We start from the raw sequence: 19,602 nt of genomic DNA on the forward strand, positions 1-19,602 counted from the left end.
TTGCTATATCTCAGCTTTTCAGCTCAGTAACAATAATTTCATTACCATATAGGTCATAGCAGTGGAAAAAGCTGTAGGCATCGGCATAGACCGGCTTAACTTTAATAGTGACATTATTGTTAACCAGTTTTTGATATAAGGCGTCGAGCTTATTGGTGTACATGACAAAAGTTGGCTGGCCTCCGGTTTGATGGCCTGGCTGTTGCGCATCACCATCGGCTTTTAAAAACCAAATACCTATAGCATTCTCCGTATCAAAGCTAATGTGCAAAAAACGCTGGCCTTCGGCGGTGGTATAATCAACCAATACTTTACAGTTAAAATTATCCTGGTAAAAAGAAAGGGCTTCTTCATAATCATTAACCAAAATGATTAACCTGCCAATGTGGTTTTGTATTTCCATTTGTTTGTGCGATTTAGGCTGCATAAATGTATAGAATAAAACCTGTTGTTTTGTAATGTATTGATATTTAAATTCTTATACGTGTGTTGGTTCCTTGAAAACAAAACAAGTGATTTATAGCTTATAATATCAGGTATTAAACTAAAACTAAAATTATGGCATCCAACAATATGAAACGAATAGGCAAACATGGCCCGCAGGTACAGCATCAGCATAACAATGCCTGGGAAGTGATGAAACCTTTTGTGCATTTTGGCGTGAAAGCAACGGCTACTATTGCCCATGCACTAATCTCCATTATAAAACACATTCCTAAGCCCGATTCCCATAAGCCTTCCAAACAAAACGGCGGTAAAATCATTAAAATATAAAACAGTATACCCGGCAATAATTAACCGGGTTTTTATTATAATGGTTAATGATCACCGTTATTTAACGGAACAAAACAATAGTTTATCTTCTCAATAAAATTGGATGACCGGGTTAGTATCTCCGCCTATTTTTTTTATAGTAACTTCTACCGCTTTTAATGGCTATAAAAGGAATAAGCCCTATCAGAATAAGCGGTAATGATAACATCATCAAAATGCTACCCCACGTATGTCCGGGTTTGGTAGTCGCGAAGTGATGCTTTGCGCCTAAGTATGCAATTCCAATACTGAAAAGTATCAGGATTAGTCCCCTTAATCTCCATTTCTGAATAATGTTCATTTGTCCACTAATATATATATTACGAAATGATATGTTAAAAAAGGATTTACATCTTATGAATTAGTAATAAACCCTGGCGAAGATTTATTTACCGAAGCGGTTTCCTGGTGCTTTTTTAAAATCATTTCTACCGTTAAAACACCCCTTTAAATACCGTGTTTTCACGGATTGCGGGGGCGTTTTTTAATGTTGAAATTTATGCATTGATTGAAACTTACCAAACAGAAATTATCACTACTTATAACAGGCTGCTAATGTTGCCTTTCAATAATTGATATAATATTAAAAACCTAAACCTTAACCTTGTCTTACACCCGTCGACTTGGCGGGTGTTTTTTGTTTTATACCAGTTCAAATTAATAAGCGTTCAGTAAGCGGCTATGTTGTTTAAATTACAATTTGTACTTACTTTCACCCTCAATGAATCATCTGTTTACCGGTTATAAAACGCTTCAAAAATTAATACTTCCGGCGCTGTTACTTTCTGCAACATTGTCAAAAGCGCAGGTATTTGGCGGTAACCCGCCATCAATAAAGTGGAAACAGGTAAACACAGCACCTGCCCGGGTAATATTCCCGGCTGGTTTGGATTCGGCGGGATTACGGGTTGCTAATATTGTTCAGCAAATGAGCGGTTTGGTGCGGCCAACAATCGGCTCCAAGCAAAAACAGATCAGTATTGTATTGCAAAACCAAACTACAGTAGCCAATGGTTATGTGGGATTAGCCCCCTTCAGAAGCGAGTTTTTTTTAACCCCAGAACAAAATAGTTTTGATATTGGCAGCCTGCCATGGCCGCAACAGCTGGCTATTCACGAGTACAGGCATGTGCAGCAGTACAATAATTTTAACGTAGGCCTGTCGCATTTTCTCCGCATAATTTTTGGCGAAGGCGGGCAGGCGCTGGGTAATGATCTTGCCGTACCCAACTGGTTTTTTGAAGGCGATGCCGTATTTAACGAAACCTTAGTGAGTGAACAGGGCAGGGGCAGGCTACCTTATTTTTTTACCGGCTACCGCGCCTTGTGGGCAGCAGATAAAAACTACAGCTATATGAAGCTCCGCAATGGCTCATACCGCGATTATGTGCCCGATCATTATCCCCTTGGCTATATGATGGTGGCTTACGGTCGCGAAAAATATGGCAGCGAACTGTGGAAAAACGTAACACATGACGCTGCAGCATATCGCGGAGGGTTTTATCCTTTTCAGTGGGCTGTTAAAAAGTATACCGGCGAAACTTTCAAAACCTTTTCAAATAACGGTTTCAGCTATTTCAAACAGCAATTTGCTGAAGATAACACCCAACCGGTTGCCGAACGGAAAAAGCACTTTGATGCCAACCGGCAATATCCGGCATTTGTGAACGACAGTACGCTTATCTACGCTAAAAATACTTATGATCATTTGCCGGCTTTTGTTATCAAAACAGGTGATAAGGAAGTAAAGCTGAGTACTCGTTCCTATTCACTGGATAGTTACTTTGATTATAACAATGGTCATTTAGTTTATGCATCCTATCGGCCCGATTTACGCTGGGGCTATCGTAACTACAGCGAACTGATGCTCCTTGATGCAAAAACAGGGCAGGAACATCGCATCACATCTAAAGCAAAATACTTTTCACCTGCTTTTAGTGCCGATGGCCAAAGTATTGTTGCGGTACAGGTTGATCCATCGGGCGCAAGTAGGCTGCATATTTTGGATACAACGGGTAAACTTCAAAAGGAAATCCCAAACCCGCAGGGGCTGTTTTATACTTATCCTAAATTTTATGGCGATGGCAGGCTGTTGTCGGCAGCACGTAATAAGGAAGGCAAAATGGGGATTGCACTTACGGAGATTGCTACAGGTAAAACAGATTATTTAACGCCTTTAAGTTATCGCCCGATAGGTTTTATCGCCCTGAAAAAAGATACACTTTACTTTACGCAAACCGATGGCAAAAACGACCGCCTGTTTGTACTAATGCTTGCCAAAAAAAGCGTTTACGAGATGCTGCCTACCGGCAAAGATAGTGGCATAGGTTACTATCAGCCTGCAGTAAGCGACAATAAACTGGCCTGGGTGGGTTTTACTGCTGATGGTTATCAAATTAACCAGGCTAATAAAAAAGACCTGAAATGGATAGCTGCAGGAGCGGATTATGCACGTTACCTGCCTGACTTGGGTATCACAGCGCTTAAAAAAGATTCGGCTGCTAATATGGTTGCGGGGATAGCTGATAAGCCATTGCCGGTTACCAATTATTCCAAAGCGCATGGTTTGTTTAACTTTCACAGTATCATCCCTAACATCAGCGACCCTAACTATTCCTTCGCTATTACCGGCGAGAACGTGCTGAATACTTTCCAGTCCGAACTATCTTTTGATTATAATACCAATGAGGGGTACAAGCAATTTGGCTTTGATGCCGTTTATGGTGCTTTGTTCCCTTACATTTCGGCCGGGGCCGATTACACGCTCGACAGGCGGAGTTTTTATAAGGGGCAATACGTTTACTGGAACGAAACTGCCGTGCATGGCGGTTTGCGTGTGCCGCTCAATTTTAGTGAAGGCAAGCGCACAACGGGCCTTACCTTTGGCAGCGACCTGTATTTTAACAGCATTAACTTTCAGCAAGCCTACAAAAACAGCTTTGCCGACAGGTCATATACTTATCTTAACAATTACATCAGCTTTAGTAATCAGACTCAGCAGGCGCAAAAAAATATCTACCCCCGGTTTGCACAAAGCATAGGGGTTAATTACAAATCGGCAATTTCGGGCTCACGGGCAACGCAGTTGTTGGCCACAGGTAACTTTTATTTTCCAGGTTTATTTGTAAACCACAATTTGGTGATCAGCCTGGCGCACCAGCAAAAAGGTAAGGATAACGTGATCAGTTTCTCCAATGATTTTCCTTTCTCCAAAGGTTATACTGCGGAAAACCTGGACAATATGAACAAGGTAGGTCTGACTTATCATCTACCGATAGCTTATCCTGATGCTGGCTTTGGTAACCTGTTTTACCTGCTACGCCTGCGCGGGGCATTGTTTTTTGACTATACCCATGCCAACGCCTCCAACTTTTTTACTGATGGCAGCAGCTTCAAACAAAACTTCCGGTCGGCAGGGGGAACGCTGTATTTCGATACTAAATTCTTTAATCAAAATAGCATCACATTCGGTATCAGGTACAGCAGGTTGCTGGATGAGGACTTTTTTGGAGGAACAGGACGCAACAGGATAGAATTGGTTTTGCCGGTAACTTTCTTTTGATGTTAATAAGCTTTGTTTCTGATGTAACCATCTCTTGGAAACACACCGGCTATATCACCATGACATTCATAAAGATGAGTTTTTCTGTTAACCAGATAATTGAAAATTCGCAGGTCCTTCTTGGTGATTTTGAACGCGTATTTTTTCAAACGCATGTAACCATAAATACCGTAAGCTTGTGTCTCACTGCATATGCTAACAAGCATTTCCCTTAATTTTGCGATCTGTTTATGCTTTGCAAGGCTATCTATTGATCTTGCTTCGTCAGTTTCATTTGCGCCATCACCGCAGTGTAATCCGAACATTTCATGCTCGTTTAACTCGTTTTTAAGATCGTCAATAGTTTTTGCATAGTCGTAAAATGCATTTCTTAATTTTAGATACTGTATAGCCTTTACTGTATCTATTTTAGGATGATTTCTGAGTATGTTGGATTTTCTATCGTAATCATTATAGCGTATTGATGCTCCCTGGCCGTATAAAACTGAACTTAAACAAATAGTGTCATTATGTACCAATAAATTTATATGATAATCATAAGTACCGTTAAGTGTTATATTTATTAAACGGTGTGTGTATCCGAAATCAACGTCTCTGTCATATACAAGTTTTATATTGCTATTTACAGGTTCCCGGGTTTGCTTAATGCTGTCAACGCGCTGATATAACCGGGCTGCAGATTTTTCCTGGTTTGCTATTGCTTCAAATTTAAGATAGAATGTTCTATCCAGATTTTGGCAGTAACCGTCACAAGTGGTCAGCGAAAGTAAAATGAACAATATCTTTTTTGCGATCTTCATTTAATTATCTCCTCTTAGGGTTTCCAGGTAGAGAGCCCCGAGGGAATGTTGCTTAATGAAATTTACAAGATATCAGTCTTATGTCCTGATATCTTGTTTCTTGAATCTATTATCTAACTATTCGCCAGCCTGATCAATTCCTTAACCCGATCAACCCCGGTTACATCAATGCTGTATTCATCGCCGGCTTCGGCACTCATCATGATATGCTCATTATGAAACTTCATTTTGCTGGGGATCTTGATCCTTGCCGATGAGTGAACTTCTTTTACCCCTGTAAAATGAACAAGATCGGCCACGTTGGCTTCACTTACACCGCTGCCTGGCATAATGCTGATCCGGTCTGCAGCTTGTTCAACAAGGCGGTTTAAGTTGCTGGCGCCTTCAATAGCAGTACTTTTACCGCCCGAGGTCAGGATACGCTCGCAGCCCATTTCAATAATTTCTTCAAGGGCTTTATGCTGATCGATACACATGTCAAAAGCGCGGTGGAAGGTAACACCCAGGCCCCATTGCCGGGCAAGGCGTACCATTTCGGTACAGCGTGGTATATCTATTGTGCCGTCTTCTTTAAGTATGCCTATCACAACGCCATCGCACCCGGCATCAATACAATACCTGATATCGGCCATCATGAGCTTGTACTCCATATCATTGTACAAAAAGTCGCCTCCGCGGGGGCGGATGAGCACATAAAGCTTGATATGGAGCAGGCTGCGTGCCATTAATATAGTACCGTGTGAGGGGGTAGTACCGCCCTCCTTCAAATTTTCGCAAAGTTCAACGCGCACAGCGCCGCCCTCCTGGGCTGCCAGGGCCGATGTAACCGAATTAGCGCAAACTTCGAGCGATACGGGTTGATACATTTTCTTTTATATTTTTAATTCATGGAATAGTTCATGGTTAATAGATCATGGTTCATAGAAAAAAATCATATGACTATTTCGGCTATGAACTATCAACAATGAACCATGATCATATAGCTATGAACCATCAACCATGATCTATGAACTAACTAAACTCTATTTATAATAACTCTTTCCCGGTATTAGCAGGTCCTGTTGCTGTGCATTGCAAACGGCGTATGAAAAACCGCTTTGTATGGCATAAGCACCATATTCTCCTTTTTTATTGATAGCTAAAAAGCCAACCTGGATGTTCTTAGCTATTTCCGGTTTCTTTTTGATGATGCGGTTAACCGCTTCCTTGCAGGCATCCTCTGGCGATAAACCCTGGCGCATCAGCTCAACTACCAAAAAACTGCCTACATTGCGGATCACTTCTTCGCCAACACCTGTTGATGTTGCGCCGCCAACCTCATTATCTACATAAAGACCAGCACCAATAATAGGGCTGTCGCCAACACGACCGTGCAGTTTAAAGGCCATGCCGCTGGTAGTGCAACCACCGGAGATATTTCCTTTAGCATCAAGGGCCAGCATACCAATGGTATCATGGTTGTATTTATTGCCCGGTTTACCACCGTTTTCAATATTCATTACGGGGCTGTACTGGGCTTTTTTAAGCCATTCTTTCCAGATTTTTTCAGATTCGGGGGTTAACAGTTTTTCTTTTTTCATGCCCTGTTCAACGGCAAACTGGGTTGCACCTTCGCCAACCAGCATTACGTGAGGGGTTTTTTCCATCACCAAACGGGCTACCGAAATTGGATGAGCTATATCCTCCATGGCAGCTACCGACCCGCAGTTGCCAAACTCGTCCATGATACATGAGTCGAGGGTTACGTGGCCATCACGGTCGGGCAGGCCTGTACGGCCTACAGTATGGTTAGTGATATCTTCGGCTTCGGGGATGCGTGCGCCTGCCTCAATGGCATCAAGCGCGCGGCCTCCGGCTGATAGTACTTTCCATGCTCCTTTGTTGGCGATGATGCCAAAATCCCATGTAGAAATAACAATAGGATAACCACCTTCGGGTTTAGAAATGACAGTTTTTGCTATAACAGAATTAGAAAGCGCTGCAAATGAAGCGCCTGCTGCGGATAATTTGATGAACTTACGGCGGTTGTACATAGCGCTAATATATAAAAAACAGCTATAAAAACCGTTTGGTTATGGCTGGATGACCGTTGTGCTATTCAAAATCGCGCTGGCAGTTAAAACAGTGCCATGCTTTGCGGCTGTAAAATGGAAATATCATCGATAAAAATGAAACGATGGCCGTAAACCAGTGAACCCTTTTTTCGGTCGCGGAACCGTATCGAACGTTGGTAGAACCGCAATATGGACAGATCACGGCGTTAAGCGTTTCGTCATCAATTTCCACATGGTCCTGGTCATGCAGATCGCCTTCGGCGGCTAAAATTTCACGGCAGCGTTCCAGGTCGCGCTCAAATATTTTAAGTTTAATGCCGCCTACCGCCTGGTTGTAAAGCGGGTTGGAGCCGATGGTGTTTTCATCGGCGATAAAACAGGGAATACCATAACCCTCCAGTTTGGTACGGATGATATGTGCCAGCATAACATCGTAATAGGTTTCAAATGTTATGATCTTTTCTTCGGGTTGAGCAGTCATTTTGTAGATAAATATTAATCAAAGGTAAAATGTTTTTTATTTAATTTGGACGCCATGAACCGCATCGACCGAATATCAGCCATTTTGATCCAACTACAATCACGCAGGGTGGTTAAAGCCGGTGATATTGCCGATAGGTTCAACATTAGCCTGCGTACGGTTTACCGCGATATCAAAACGCTTGAAGAAGCAGGGATTCCATTGATAGGCGAAGCAGGGGTTGGCTATTCCATTATGGATGGTTACCGTCTGCCCCCGGTTATGTTTACCCGCGAGGAAGCCACCGCTTTTTTAACAGCCGAAAAGTTTGTTGAAAAGCTTACCGACACTTCAACCATGGCGCAATACCAATCGGCCATGTATAAGGTGCGGGCTATTTTAAAATCATCCGAAAAGGATGCTCTGGAAAACCTTGATGGCAGTATTGAGGTACTGAAAAGCCACCGCCAAAAGCAGGCCGGAAGTATCGATCATATCCAAACCATACTGGATTGCATTATATGCAAAAAGATCATGTGCATCGATTACTTTGCTGCCCACTCGCAGGAAGATACCAAACGTGAGGTAGAGCCTGTGGGTGTTTTTTTCCTGGATAGTTTTTGGCACCTGATAGCTTATTGTCGCCTTCGTAATGACTACCGCGACTTCAGGATAGACCGGATCAAGAAACTGGCAGTAACCGATAAAAGTTATATCAACAGCAAGCACCCTACGCTAAAAGATTACATTGATAAAATGGCCTGTGAAAAGCAGCTTGAACAGGTTGTGATTAAAGTTGACAAAGAGATCCATAGCTATTTGGATCATCAAAAATATTACGGTGGTTTTGTGTCGGAAAAAACTGTCGGCAATAAAATTGAGATGACTTTCCTTACCATATCCATTGAGGGTTTTGCTCGTTGGTACATGACCTTTGGCGATCGTGCCGAGATCATTAAACCCGATACCCTGTTGCAGCGTGTGCGGGAAATCACCGCAACCATCAACCAAAAAATAAATTAATTTTCATTCGTTTTTTTCCTGCTGACATAAGGCTGTCACCAGTGTACTGTTACTTTGTTTCATAATAGCAGGGCAAGGCTTTTATTGGTCGTGTTTTTGCTGGTAATTTAAACCATACACTTATGAAACATTGGATAATAGTAGTATCGAAAGATCACATTAGCAGGGGGATTTCCGGAGGCTTTATTCAGGCCAATCATGGTAAGCTGGCGCCGCTTAAACGTATGGCGGTCGGCGACTGGGTAGCGGTATACTCTCCTAAACAAAAGATGAACGGCGATGAACCTTTACAGGCCTTTACTGCCATTGGCCAGGTGCGGGACGAAGATATCTATCAAAAGCAAATGGCCATTGATTTTACACCTTATCGGCGCAATGTAAATTACTACGAATGTGCCGAGGCACCGATAGCGCCAATGATTGGCGAGCTCGATTTTATCACCAATAAAAAAGCATGGGGATACAACTTCAGGTTTGGATTTTTTGAAGTTCCCGGCACTGATTTTGAAAAGATAAAAGAGCAGATGATAACCGAAGATAAACCACTATTAAATAAAGCTACATTATGGAAAAATTAACAGTAAATGTGCAGGTAAAATTTGAAGCACCAATGACCAAAGTTTGGCAGGGTCTTACCGATCCGGCTATGGTAAAAGAATACTTTTTTGGTACTAATCTTGAATCAAGCTGGAGGGTAGGGGAGCCCATCAAATTCAGCGGAGAATGGAACGGGCATAAGTATGAGGATCATGGAACCATCCTGGATATTGACCCGGGTACCTTTGTAAAATATAGTTATTGGAGCAGCATGAGCGGCACCGAAGATAAGCCCGAAAACTATGCTAATATCACCTATAACTTAACCGAAAATAATGGTGAAACGGAACTTACCGTTACCCAGGATAACGTAAAAAACGAAGAGGCCAAAGCACATTCAGAGCAAAACTGGAAAGGCCTTTTTGAGGAATTGAGAAAGCTGATTGAGTAATTATAATAGTAAACTTATTGTTTATATAAATATTATAATTATTTGACTAAAAATTAATTATAGATCAATATAACAAATAGTAATAGCCCTGAATATGGATAAAGTAACAATAAAAGGCTTCTTTTTAGTCGGAATTTCGGTGCGTACCACAAATCAGAACGGGCAGGCGATGAAGGACATTGCCGGGCTCTGGAATTGGTTTATGAGCGAGCATGTTTTGCAGCAGGTGGTGAACCGCCTCAGCGATGATATTTATTGTGTTTACACCGATTATGAAAGCGATAAGGATGGCTTTTATACCACGGTACTTGGGTGCAGGGTAGCCACTAAAGATAACATTCCCGAAGGGTTGATCTGCATCACTGTGCCCCCCGGAAATTATAACCGCTATGTAGCCAAGGGAGCACTGCCGCAATCTGTAGGGGAAACCTGGCACCAGATCTGGACGAGTGATATAGACCGAAAATATATGGCTGATTTTGATGTGTATGGCGACAGGTCACAGAATCCCGGCGATGCAGAAGTAGAGGTTTTTGTTGGGGTGAATAATTAATGTATCCACCTTCTTTTTTTCTGGCGCAAGTCTTGTGTGGCGGATGGTGTAGGGGTGACTTGTGCCTTCTACGTAAGTCTATTTTAGGATGATACAGTCACAAGTCATCCGCTCTCTTGGCAACCGCACAAGACTTGCGCCATTGAAGGAATTGATACTCTCCAACATGTCATTGCGAGGTACGAAGCAATCGCGAACTATGCAGGGCGACTTGATTAGCCGCTTTGCTTGTTTGGGATTGCTTCGTACCTCGCAATGACGAATTGAAGAAATGTTACCGGCTAAAACTCAAACGCTTGCCGGCTTTACCTTCAATAAGCTTACCGTTGGCATAAGCTAAATTGCCAGAGATAAGTGTATAAACCACTTGTGAGCGGAAGGTATCTCCTTCAAACGGACTCCAGTTACACTTGTATAAAATGTTGTTTTTGTTTACGTTCCAGGGTTTGTTTAAATTAACCAGGACCAGGTCGGCCCAGTAGCCTTCGCGGATAAAACCTCGTTTTTCTATCTGGAAAAGGATAGCTACGTTATGCGCCATTTTTTCGGCTATTTGTTCAAGGCTGATTTTGCCGTGGTGGTACAGCTCAAGCATGGCCGGTAATGCATGTTGAACTAAGGGGCCGCCGGATGGTGCCTGCAGGTAAGGTTGCTCTTTTTCTTCGATGGTATGCGGGGCATGGTCGGTAGCGATAACATCAATGCGGTCATCTAATACGGCCTTCAAAATACCATCGCGGTCTGCCTCGGTTTTAACAGCCGGGTTCCATTTAATATAGTTGCCTTTGGTTTCATAATCCGCATCGGTAAACCATAAGTGATGGATGCAGGCTTCGGCGGTAATGCGCTTATCTTTTAGCGGCGTAGTGTTGTCAAAAAGATGTGTCTCGCGCTCGGTTGAGATATGTAAAATATGCAGACGGGTGTTGTGTTTTTTAGCCAGCTCAACCGCCATTGATGACGATAGATAACAGGCCTCGGCGCTCCTAATCTTTGGATGCAAACGTACCGGGATATTTTCACCAAGCAGTTGTTTATAATGGGCAAGATTACTTTTGATAGTAGCCTCATCTTCGCAATGTGTTGCGATCAGCGTGGGGGCTTGAGCAAAGAGTTTTTCGAGCGTATTCGGATCATCAACCAGCATGTTCCCTGTAGAGGAACCCATGAACACTTTAATGCCGCAAACGTTGCTGATATCAGTGCGTAAAACCTCATCCAAATTGTTGTTTGAAGCACCCATAAAAAACGAATAATTGGCCAGCGAATTTCGCGAAGCAATCTGATATTTATCCTCCAGTAATTCCTGGGTTAGGGTGTTGGGTACGGTGTTCGGCATCTCCATAAATGAAGTGATCCCGCCGGCCACAGCCGCCCTCGATTCGGTATAAATATCGGCTTTATAGGTCAAGCCTGGCTCACGAAAATGTACTTGGTCGTCAATGCAACCGGGGAGTAAATGTAAACCTTCGGCGTTAATAATTTCATCGGCTTGTTGGTCAATTACTGAGTCTATACGATCTATTAAACCATCCTTGATCAATACATCGGCAACGTATTGCTTGTTTTCGTTAACTATGGTGGCTGCTTTTATGAGGATTGTAGACATGGGATTGATTTCGGATTTGGAATGTTCGATTTGGGATTTACTGATAACGGTTTCAAACTTACGAAGTTTTTAAAACTTCGTAAGTTTTGGCCGGGGAAACACAATTACATTTCAGCAAATGTTTCCTCAGTCGGGAACTGCCCCAGGTTTCTATAAATGGGGGTACCACTTGCTTCGCTATCTTCAACCGCCCATTTAGACATGGCGTACATCACCGGTCGTAAGCCCATGCCGGTTTCGCTAAGCCGGTATGTTACATAGGGTGGCACAACAGGCTTGGCCTCCCTGATCAGCAATCCGGCAGCTTCCAGTTGTTTCAGGTGCTGGATCAGCATTTTTTCGGTAATGGTTGGGATTGATTTTTTTAGTTCGCTGTAACGTTTGCTGCCAGTTAACAGGTGAAATAAAATAATAGGTTTCCAATAGCCGCCTATGCGTTCCATAACATAAGTTACCGGGCATTCTTTAAATGCAGCTTGTTTGTTTTCCTGTATGGTCGAACTTTCTTTTATCGCAGTCATGATGATACATACTTTAGGGTAAGTACTTGTAAAAAAGTAAGTACAAAAATACCTTTGTCATCAACAAAAAACAAGTAATCATGAAAATTATAGTAACAGGTTCAACAGGTAATATAAGTAAACCCTTAACCCAAACATTGGTTGCCGCAGGGCACAACGTAACCGTGATTAGCAGCAGTGCCGATAAAGTAACAGACATTGAAGCGCTTGGCGCTCAAGCAGCAATTGGTTCACTGACCGATGCCGATTTCTTGACCGAAACATTTACCGGGGCAGATGCCCTTTATGCCATGGTACCACCAAGCTTTAGTGCCGAAAGTTTAAGGGCATATCAAAATGAAACAGGAAAAAGTTATGCGGAGGCCATCAGGCGTTCGGGTATAAAAAAGGTTGTTGCACTAAGCAGTATCGGTGCACATCTGGACAGCGGAGTTGGCCCGATAAAAGGGATCCATGATGTTGAAGGTATTTTGAGCGGGCTCGACGGGGTAGCCATTAAATTTATCCGTGCACCATTCTTTTATATCAATCTTTATAGCAACATACCGCTTATCAAGCACCAGGGGATCATCGGCTCAAATTATCCGGCCGATGCAAGACTGATCATGGTGCATCCCAAAGATATCGCCGCCGCAGTCGCCGAAGAATTACAGCATGATTTCAATGGTAAAAGCGTTCGCTACATTGTAAGCGATGAGGCAACACCCGGCGAGGTAGCTGCTGTTTTAGGCGAAGCTATTGGTAACCCCGGCTTGCCATGGATAGAATTTACTGACGAACAACTTGAAGGTGGTTTATTACAAGCCGGTGTTCCGCCCGAAATGGCCCGCAATTTTGTTGAAATGGGGACTGCTGTACGTAGCGCAAAAATCTGGGAAGATTATGACAAACATAAACCTGCCGTATCCGGTAAGGTTAGTTTGCAGGATTTTGCTAAGGAATTTGCGGCTGTGTATAACGCTTAAGCAGGCAAATAAAATCATGTCATTGCGAGGCGCGAAACGGAAATTAGCCTTGGGCGCGACGTGGCAATCTCGTAGTTATACAGAGTGGTCATGCATTGGCTACGAGATTGCCGCGCTACGCTCGCAATGACATGGTTTTATTTGTTCTTGTTTCCTGACTCCTGATTTCTTGCCTCTCCTGTTCCTTCCTGTCTCCTGACTCTTGTACTCCTGACTCTCCAAAACTAATTTCCTGACATCACCATGTTTTGGGCAATTGTTCCTACTTCAACAAAAAGCCTATCTTTGCGGCATGGCAGTAACCTTTGAAGATTTTAAATTTAACCGGCAAATTTTGAACGCGATAGCCGATGCCGGTTATACCGAAGCTACGCCTATCCAGCAAAAAGCTATTCCGCCTATTATGAACGGGCAGGATGTGATGGGTATTGCGCAAACAGGTACCGGTAAAACGGCCGCCTACGTGCTGCCTATTATCATGAAGCTGAAATATGCCCAGGGTGATCATGCCCGCGCGCTCATCATTTCGCCTACACGCGAACTGGCCATGCAGATAGAGGAGAACGTGAAAATGTTTGCCGCCAATACCGATTTACGTGTGGTTGTGCTTTATGGCGGCTTAGGGCCCAAAACACAAATTGAACAAATTAACCAGGGCGTTGATATCATTGTTGCCTCTCCCGGCCGTTTTATGGATATCTATCTTGCCGGCCATATCGTAACCAAAACCTTGCAGGTATTGGTGTTGGACGAAGCCGATAAAATGATGGATATGGGCTTTATGCCCCAGATAAACCGGATCCTGGAAGTGGTGCCTGTGAAAAGGCAAAACCTGCTTTTTTCGGCTACCATGAGCGAGAAGGTGCACCAGCTTTCGGCCAATTTCCTGGAATTTCCTACGGTTATTGAAGTTACCCCGCAGGCTACGCCGGCACAAACGGTTAACCAGCACTTATACCATGTGCCCAATATCAAAACCAAAATAAACCTGCTCAAAACGCTGCTTGATATTGAAGGCGACATCACCAAGCTCATTGTGTTTTGTAAAACACGTGCAGTTGCCGAGGATGTTTATAAATTCCTGACCCGTAAATACGGGGAAAAGGAGGTAAAAGTATTGCATGCCAACAAGGGGCAAAATACCCGGATCAACTCCATCAACTCGTTTAAAAACGATGAGGTGAAAATATTGGTAGCTACTGATGTTGCGTCGCGCGGTATTGACGTAAGCGATGTAAGCCACGTGATCAATTTTGATGTACCTGTAGTTTTTGAGGATTATGTACACAGGATCGGTCGTACGGGCCGTGCCCTGCAATCAGGCGAGGCCATCACTTTTTGCACCCCGTCTGAGGAGTACTATGTAGGTAAGATAGAAAAGCTGATCAAACAAACCATCCCGGTTGAAAAAATTCCGGATGATGTGTTTATAGAGGAAACCCCTTATGAAGAACGCCAGGAACAGGCCAAAGAGATCGACTTGCAAAAGCGCAAGGAAGATCCCGATTTTAAGGGCGCCTTCCACGAAAAGAAAACCCTTAATCAACGCAAAAAATTTGATGCCAATAAGGATAAGTCCAAATATGGCTCAAAGGCAGCAAGACAAGGTACCGGCCGATCATCCAAAAGCAAAAAACGACACTAAGCCCATCAATGAAATTCAGATTTACCCCTTTAAACCTTTTTACTGCGTTTTTGGTAGCGGTGGCTGCCTATGTTTTTATTTACGGAGCCGGTATAGCCGGGCGGCCGCTTGAGCACTGGGGAGGCATCATTGGCTGGATCTTTTTATTGTTTGCCCTTGTGGTTTTTGTGATTGATATCATGTTCCGCAACTTTTTTATTGAAACCAAAAAAATATGGATGGTGGAGACATTCTTCATTGTTCTGGTTATAATTATATTCTTACTTGTAAAATAAAAATTGAAATGAAAACCGCTGAAATAAAGCTTACCGTTACGCTTGATGATAATAACGTTCCTGAACATATCCTTTGGGAATCAACCGATTCAACCAACAAAGAAGCCCTGCCTGTAAAATCAATGATGCTTGCCCTTTGGGACCAAAGCTATAAAAATACCCTGCGTATTGATCTTTGGACAAAGGATATGCCTGTTGACGAAATGAAACGCTTTTTTTACGAAACCCTGCAAACCATGGGCGACAGCTTTTTACGTGCAACCGGTGAAAAGAATATTGTTGAGGACCTGCGCGACTATTGTGCCCACTTTGCCGACAAAATGGAGATAACTCAAAAATAACAACCTAATATGCGCCTTAGCTCAATTTTATCATTTGTAGGTTTTGCTACGCTACTTGCCGCTACCTACTGCCCCTTACTGAGGGTTTTTCACGTGAAAAGCTTTAATGTTCATGGTATGAGCCCATCATATGGACTGGTACTACTATTAGTTGCCGTAGTTGGGATCATTGTATCATTTTTGAATCAGGCTAAGATAATGCGGGCTACTGCCTGGATCTCTTTGGTGTTGGTTGTTCTGCTGCTTATTGCCACGATTTTTAAAGTAAACGGTGAATTTAAATTTATTCCATTTCACTCTATCGAGAAGTTTTTCAAAGGACAGCTCAAATTTCAATGGGGTTGGTATGTAATGTTTGCAGGTCCGGTTTTGGCCTTAACAGGCGCTTTAAGCGGCCGCCCAAAGGTTTTTATACCCGCTGCTACAGATAATACTGCAGTAAATTAATATTCCCGGTATGTTTAAAAAAGCTGTGACGTTTACATTACAGCTTTTTTTAAACATATTTGTAATTCAGATTAATACGAATACCTAATGTTAAAGTTTTCCTTCCGCCAGCAGGTTTTAGCGGGCTTTGTAGTATCGATAATACTTGTTTTTGTGGTTGGCGTTTTATCGTACACCAGTATCCGCCAGTTTGAGGATGACAATGTTTGGGTTGATCATACACAAAACGTTATCCGCTCGTCAAATAACCTGCTACAGCATCTTATCGATGCCGAAACAGGCATGCGCGGTTACGGGGCAACCAATAAAAAGGCGTTTCTTGATCCATATAACGAGGCGCTTCCCCGTATTGGTGTTGATTTGCAGGAGCTAAGAGATCTTACTAAAGACAATCTTCTTCAACAAGCCCGTATTGATTCTTTAACATCGCTGGTTTCATCGCAGCGCGCCATATTAAAAACCAATATTGATACCCGTGAAGCCAAAGGTTTGGACTTCATGGTGCAGAACAATATGTTTTTTAATGGCAAGCAAAATATGGACATGATCAGATCGATCATTGCCAATATCATCAAGTCGGAAAGCCAGTTTTTGCAGGACCGTAAAAAAAGCTCGGAGACTGCATCCAATAGGGTTGTGATCATCATTATTTTCGGTTCCATTATTTTCCTGATCATCATATTGGTATTATTCTTCTACATCCAAAAAACGTTTGACCAGCAAAAGAAAATTGAAGAGGAGATAAGGGTTGCCAATATTGAGCTTGGTAAAGTGCTTGCCGATAATGAAGCCAAAAACTGGCTGCTTACCGGAACCGGGCAGCTGAACGAAAAAATGCAGGGCCAGCAGATTGAAAAGGAACTGGCAAATAATATTCTGTCGGAAGTTTGCGCATACGCAAATGCTGCTGCAGGTACATTTTACCTGTATAATGAAACAAATGACAAGCTTGAGCTTTATGCTTCTTACGCGTTCCATAATCCCGATTTTGTTAAAAAATCGGTACAAATGGATGAAGGCTGGCTTGGCCAGGTAGCCAGAGATGGTAGGGCAGCTGTTGTAAAAGGCAAACTGAACGATAAACTTGAGCTTTCATCGTCGGTATTAAAAACTGAACTGGCCGAATCATTCATTATTCCTTTCTTTTTTGATAAAAAGCTTAAAGGCGTAATGGAGGTTGCTTTTAACGAAGTGATTTCAAAAAATAAATCTGAATACCTTTTAGCTGTTGCCAATGATATGGGCATAGCTGTTAATACTTCGCAGGCACGCACCATTATGCATGACCTGTACGAAGAAACCCAGCAACAGGCCGAAGAACTGGAAGCACAACAGGAAGAGCTGCGTGTCACCAACGAGGAGCTTGTTCAAAAAACAGAAGAGCTGCAGGCTTCAGAAGAAGAACTTCGTGTGCAACAGGAAGAACTGCGCACCACCAATGCCGAACTGGAAGAGAAAGCAAGTTTGCTTGAAGAAAAGAACCAGGCTATTGAACAGGCCCGCCAGGCTATTAACCTGAAGGTTGAAGAGCTGGAAACTACAGGCAAATACAAATCGGAGTTTTTGGCTAATATGAGCCATGAGCTGCGTACGCCGCTTAACAGTATCCTGGTACTGGCGCGCATCCTTAAAGATAACAAGCCACTTAACCTTTCTGAAGATCAGATCAAGTATGCCAGCGTGATCTTCAATGCCGGTAATGACTTGCTTACGCTGATCAATGATATCCTCGACCTTTCAAAAATTGAATCGGGCAAGCTGGATATGCAGAATGAGGATATCAAGGTAAGTGATATTGTTGGCGATATGGAAATGCTGTTTGCCGAAGTAGCAAGCAACAAAAAGATCAACTATACCACAACTATAGCTAAAGAACTGCCGCAAACTATATTTACCGATAAAGTACGCCTTGAACAGGTGGTCAAAAACCTGTTAAGTAACGCATTTAAGTTTACGCCCGAAAATGGCTCAATTGCTATCAATGTAAGGCCGGGCGCTAAAGATAAAACCATCAGCTTTGCTATAAAAGATTCAGGTATCGGTATCCCTGCTGATAAACAGAAAGTGATATTTGAAGCATTTCAGCAGGCCGACGGATCAACAAGCCGTAAATATGGCGGCACCGGCTTAGGTTTATCCATAAGCCGTGAGCTCGCTTACCTTTTGGGTGGCAGCATAACCCTGAGCAGTGAGCCGGGTATAGGCAGCGAGTTTGTACTGACAGTACCTTATGAAGCTAAATTAACACCGGTTACTGTAACTGAAGACGTACTGCCAACTGCCGAAACTTTTAAAGCAACTGCCGAATTTTTGGCACCTGTTAAAGCTGCACCGCGCGAGCCGGGTAAGGAGCCTTTGGTAGTGATTGTTGAGGACGATAAAAACTTTGCCAGCATATTGCAGGATTATGCCCGCGATCATGGTTATAAATCGATCATGGTGTATGAAGGTACCCGTGCGGTTGAAATTGTTAAGGAAGCCAAACCCGATGCGGTAATATTGGATATCATGTTGCCGGGTAAAGATGGCTGGCAAATTTTGAAAGAGTTAAAGAACGATGAGGATATAATGCATATCCCGGTTCACCTGATGTCGGCTGGAGATGCGGCGGCAAACCGTGTCAGGCGCGAAGGGGCTATTAACTTCATGAAAAAGCCTATCAATACCGAAACGCTGGATAAACTTTTTGCCGATATCATGGTACAAAGTGGTACCCGGTTCAAGCAGATCCTGCTGGTTGAAGATCATAAAGCCCAAAGCCAGGCTTTAAAAGACCTGATGCAAAGCCAGGGTATAACTGTCGATCAGGCTTTTGACGGCGAATCGGCATTCAGGATGCTTCACGAAAACGAGTACCAGTGTGTAATACTTGACCTTAACCTGCCTGATATCTCAGGGCTTGATTTGTTGGATAAGATCAAAGAGGTTGACCGTTTTGCCGCATTACCTGTTATTATCAACACCGCTATGGAGCTCGATAAAACATCGGTAAACAGGTTAATGCATTATGCCAATGCTATGGTGGTTAAAACCAATAAATCATCCGACAGGCTGATTGATGAGGTTAACCTTTTCCTGAACAAGATCAGCGAAACTGCAATTGCCCCGGCGCAGCAGGCTTCAGCGGCGGTACCTGCAAAGTCCAAAACATTAACTAAAGGCAAGGATGCCATTAAAGGCAAAAAAGTGCTCATTGTTGATGATGATATGCGTAATATCTTCGCGCTGAGCAGCGCCCTGCAAAGCTATGACCTTAATGTGGAGATAGCTAACGATGGGGAAGAGGCTATAACCAAACTGGAAGAGATAACAGATATTGATATTGTGCTTATGGATATCATGATGCCTAAAATGGATGGCTACGAGGCCACAAGGCATATCCGTAAGCAAAACAAATGGGCTAAGTTGCCTGTAATAGCATTAACTGCAAAAGCAATGAAAGACGACCGCGAAAAATGTATAGCGGCCGGCGCCAATGATTATATCACCAAACCGGTTGATATGGACAGGCTGATATCGCTGATGCAGCTTTGGCTTGAACGTTAA

Annotated in this window: 19 protein-coding genes; 12 read left to right on the forward strand and 7 right to left on the reverse strand. The window is 43.0% G+C overall.

Annotated features, from left to right (window positions below; translation table 11 throughout):
* Positions 1-10 precede the first annotated feature (10 nt).
* Entirely contained in the window at positions 11-403 is a 393-nt protein-coding gene (locus tag ACFFGT_RS07455; protein ID WP_377021885.1) for a VOC family protein, read from the reverse strand.
* A gap of 155 nt (positions 404-558) precedes the next feature.
* Between ACFFGT_RS07455 and ACFFGT_RS07460 the strand changes: the two genes are divergently transcribed.
* Both ACFFGT_RS07460 and ACFFGT_RS07465 read left to right on the forward strand, forming a co-directional pair.
* Positions 559-774 carry a hypothetical protein gene (locus tag ACFFGT_RS07460; protein WP_377021886.1) on the forward strand — a complete coding sequence of 72 codons (216 nt, stop codon included), beginning with the start codon at positions 559-561 and terminating at the stop codon, positions 772-774.
* Between the two features lie 760 nt (positions 775-1,534).
* Positions 1,535-4,375: a hypothetical protein gene (locus tag ACFFGT_RS07465; RefSeq protein ID WP_377021887.1), complete on the forward strand. Its 2,841-nt coding sequence runs from the start codon at positions 1,535-1,537 to the stop codon at positions 4,373-4,375.
* Positions 4,376-4,377: 2 nt separating this feature from the next.
* Here ACFFGT_RS07465 and ACFFGT_RS07470 read toward each other — a convergent pair whose 3' ends face one another.
* From ACFFGT_RS07470 to ACFFGT_RS07485, 4 genes are all read right to left on the reverse strand, one after another.
* A complete protein-coding gene (locus ACFFGT_RS07470) occupies positions 4,378-5,175 on the reverse strand; it encodes a hypothetical protein (protein WP_377021888.1) in 798 nt (265 codons plus the stop codon).
* A 113-nt stretch (positions 5,176-5,288) separates the two neighbouring features.
* Positions 5,289-6,041 (reverse strand): copper homeostasis protein CutC, encoded by a 753-nt coding sequence (locus ACFFGT_RS07475; protein ID WP_377021889.1) that lies wholly within the window; start codon positions 6,039-6,041, stop codon positions 5,289-5,291.
* A 156-nt stretch (positions 6,042-6,197) separates the two neighbouring features.
* Entirely contained in the window at positions 6,198-7,208 is a 1,011-nt protein-coding gene (locus ACFFGT_RS07480) for a glycosylasparaginase (protein ID WP_377021890.1), read from the reverse strand.
* A gap of 61 nt (positions 7,209-7,269) precedes the next feature.
* Positions 7,270-7,710 carry a putative signal transducing protein gene (locus tag ACFFGT_RS07485; protein WP_377021891.1) on the reverse strand — a complete coding sequence of 147 codons (441 nt, stop codon included), beginning with the start codon at positions 7,708-7,710 and terminating at the stop codon, positions 7,270-7,272.
* Between the two features lie 54 nt (positions 7,711-7,764).
* Between ACFFGT_RS07485 and ACFFGT_RS07490 the strand changes: the two genes are divergently transcribed.
* The 4 genes from ACFFGT_RS07490 (at position 7,765) to ACFFGT_RS07505 (ending at position 10,253) form a co-directional block, all read left to right on the forward strand.
* Entirely contained in the window at positions 7,765-8,712 is a 948-nt protein-coding gene (locus tag ACFFGT_RS07490; protein ID WP_377021892.1) for a helix-turn-helix transcriptional regulator, read from the forward strand.
* A gap of 122 nt (positions 8,713-8,834) precedes the next feature.
* On the forward strand, positions 8,835-9,290 hold the full coding sequence (locus ACFFGT_RS07495; RefSeq protein ID WP_377021893.1) for an EVE domain-containing protein: 456 nt from the start codon (positions 8,835-8,837) through the stop codon (positions 9,288-9,290).
* On the forward strand, positions 9,278-9,700 hold the full coding sequence (locus tag ACFFGT_RS07500; protein WP_377021894.1) for an SRPBCC family protein: 423 nt from the start codon (positions 9,278-9,280) through the stop codon (positions 9,698-9,700). Before ACFFGT_RS07495 ends, ACFFGT_RS07500 begins: the two co-directional genes overlap by 13 nt.
* Positions 9,701-9,794: 94 nt before the next feature.
* Complete coding sequence (locus tag ACFFGT_RS07505; RefSeq protein ID WP_377021895.1) at positions 9,795-10,253, forward strand: GyrI-like domain-containing protein; 459 nt, start codon at positions 9,795-9,797, stop codon at positions 10,251-10,253.
* Positions 10,254-10,527: 274 nt separating this feature from the next.
* Here ACFFGT_RS07505 and ACFFGT_RS07510 read toward each other — a convergent pair whose 3' ends face one another.
* Together ACFFGT_RS07510 and ACFFGT_RS07515 are read right to left on the reverse strand one after the other, a co-directional pair.
* Positions 10,528-11,862, reverse strand: a complete 1,335-nt coding sequence (locus tag ACFFGT_RS07510) for a dihydroorotase (RefSeq protein WP_377021896.1) — start codon at positions 11,860-11,862, stop codon at positions 10,528-10,530.
* 104 nt (positions 11,863-11,966) lie between these two features.
* Positions 11,967-12,383, reverse strand: a complete 417-nt coding sequence (locus ACFFGT_RS07515; RefSeq protein ID WP_377021897.1) for a winged helix-turn-helix transcriptional regulator — start codon at positions 12,381-12,383, stop codon at positions 11,967-11,969.
* 80 nt (positions 12,384-12,463) lie between these two features.
* Between ACFFGT_RS07515 and ACFFGT_RS07520 the strand changes: the two genes are divergently transcribed.
* From ACFFGT_RS07520 to ACFFGT_RS07545, 6 genes are all read left to right on the forward strand, one after another.
* On the forward strand, positions 12,464-13,348 hold the full coding sequence (locus ACFFGT_RS07520; protein WP_377021898.1) for an NmrA family NAD(P)-binding protein: 885 nt from the start codon (positions 12,464-12,466) through the stop codon (positions 13,346-13,348).
* 292 nt (positions 13,349-13,640) lie between these two features.
* Entirely contained in the window at positions 13,641-14,993 is a 1,353-nt protein-coding gene (locus ACFFGT_RS07525; RefSeq protein WP_377021899.1) for a DEAD/DEAH box helicase, read from the forward strand.
* A gap of 8 nt (positions 14,994-15,001) precedes the next feature.
* Entirely contained in the window at positions 15,002-15,268 is a 267-nt protein-coding gene (locus ACFFGT_RS07530; protein WP_377021900.1) for a hypothetical protein, read from the forward strand.
* An 8-nt stretch (positions 15,269-15,276) separates the two neighbouring features.
* On the forward strand, positions 15,277-15,609 hold the full coding sequence (gene gldC / locus ACFFGT_RS07535; protein WP_090524371.1) for a gliding motility protein GldC: 333 nt from the start codon (positions 15,277-15,279) through the stop codon (positions 15,607-15,609).
* Between the two features lie 9 nt (positions 15,610-15,618).
* A complete protein-coding gene (locus tag ACFFGT_RS07540) occupies positions 15,619-16,056 on the forward strand; it encodes a hypothetical protein (protein ID WP_377021901.1) in 438 nt (145 codons plus the stop codon).
* 87 nt (positions 16,057-16,143) lie between these two features.
* Entirely contained in the window at positions 16,144-19,602 is a 3,459-nt protein-coding gene (locus ACFFGT_RS07545; RefSeq protein WP_377021902.1) for a response regulator, read from the forward strand.

The organism is Mucilaginibacter angelicae (genome assembly GCF_042434235.1).
Lineage (GTDB): Bacteria > Bacteroidota > Bacteroidia > Sphingobacteriales > Sphingobacteriaceae > Mucilaginibacter > Mucilaginibacter angelicae.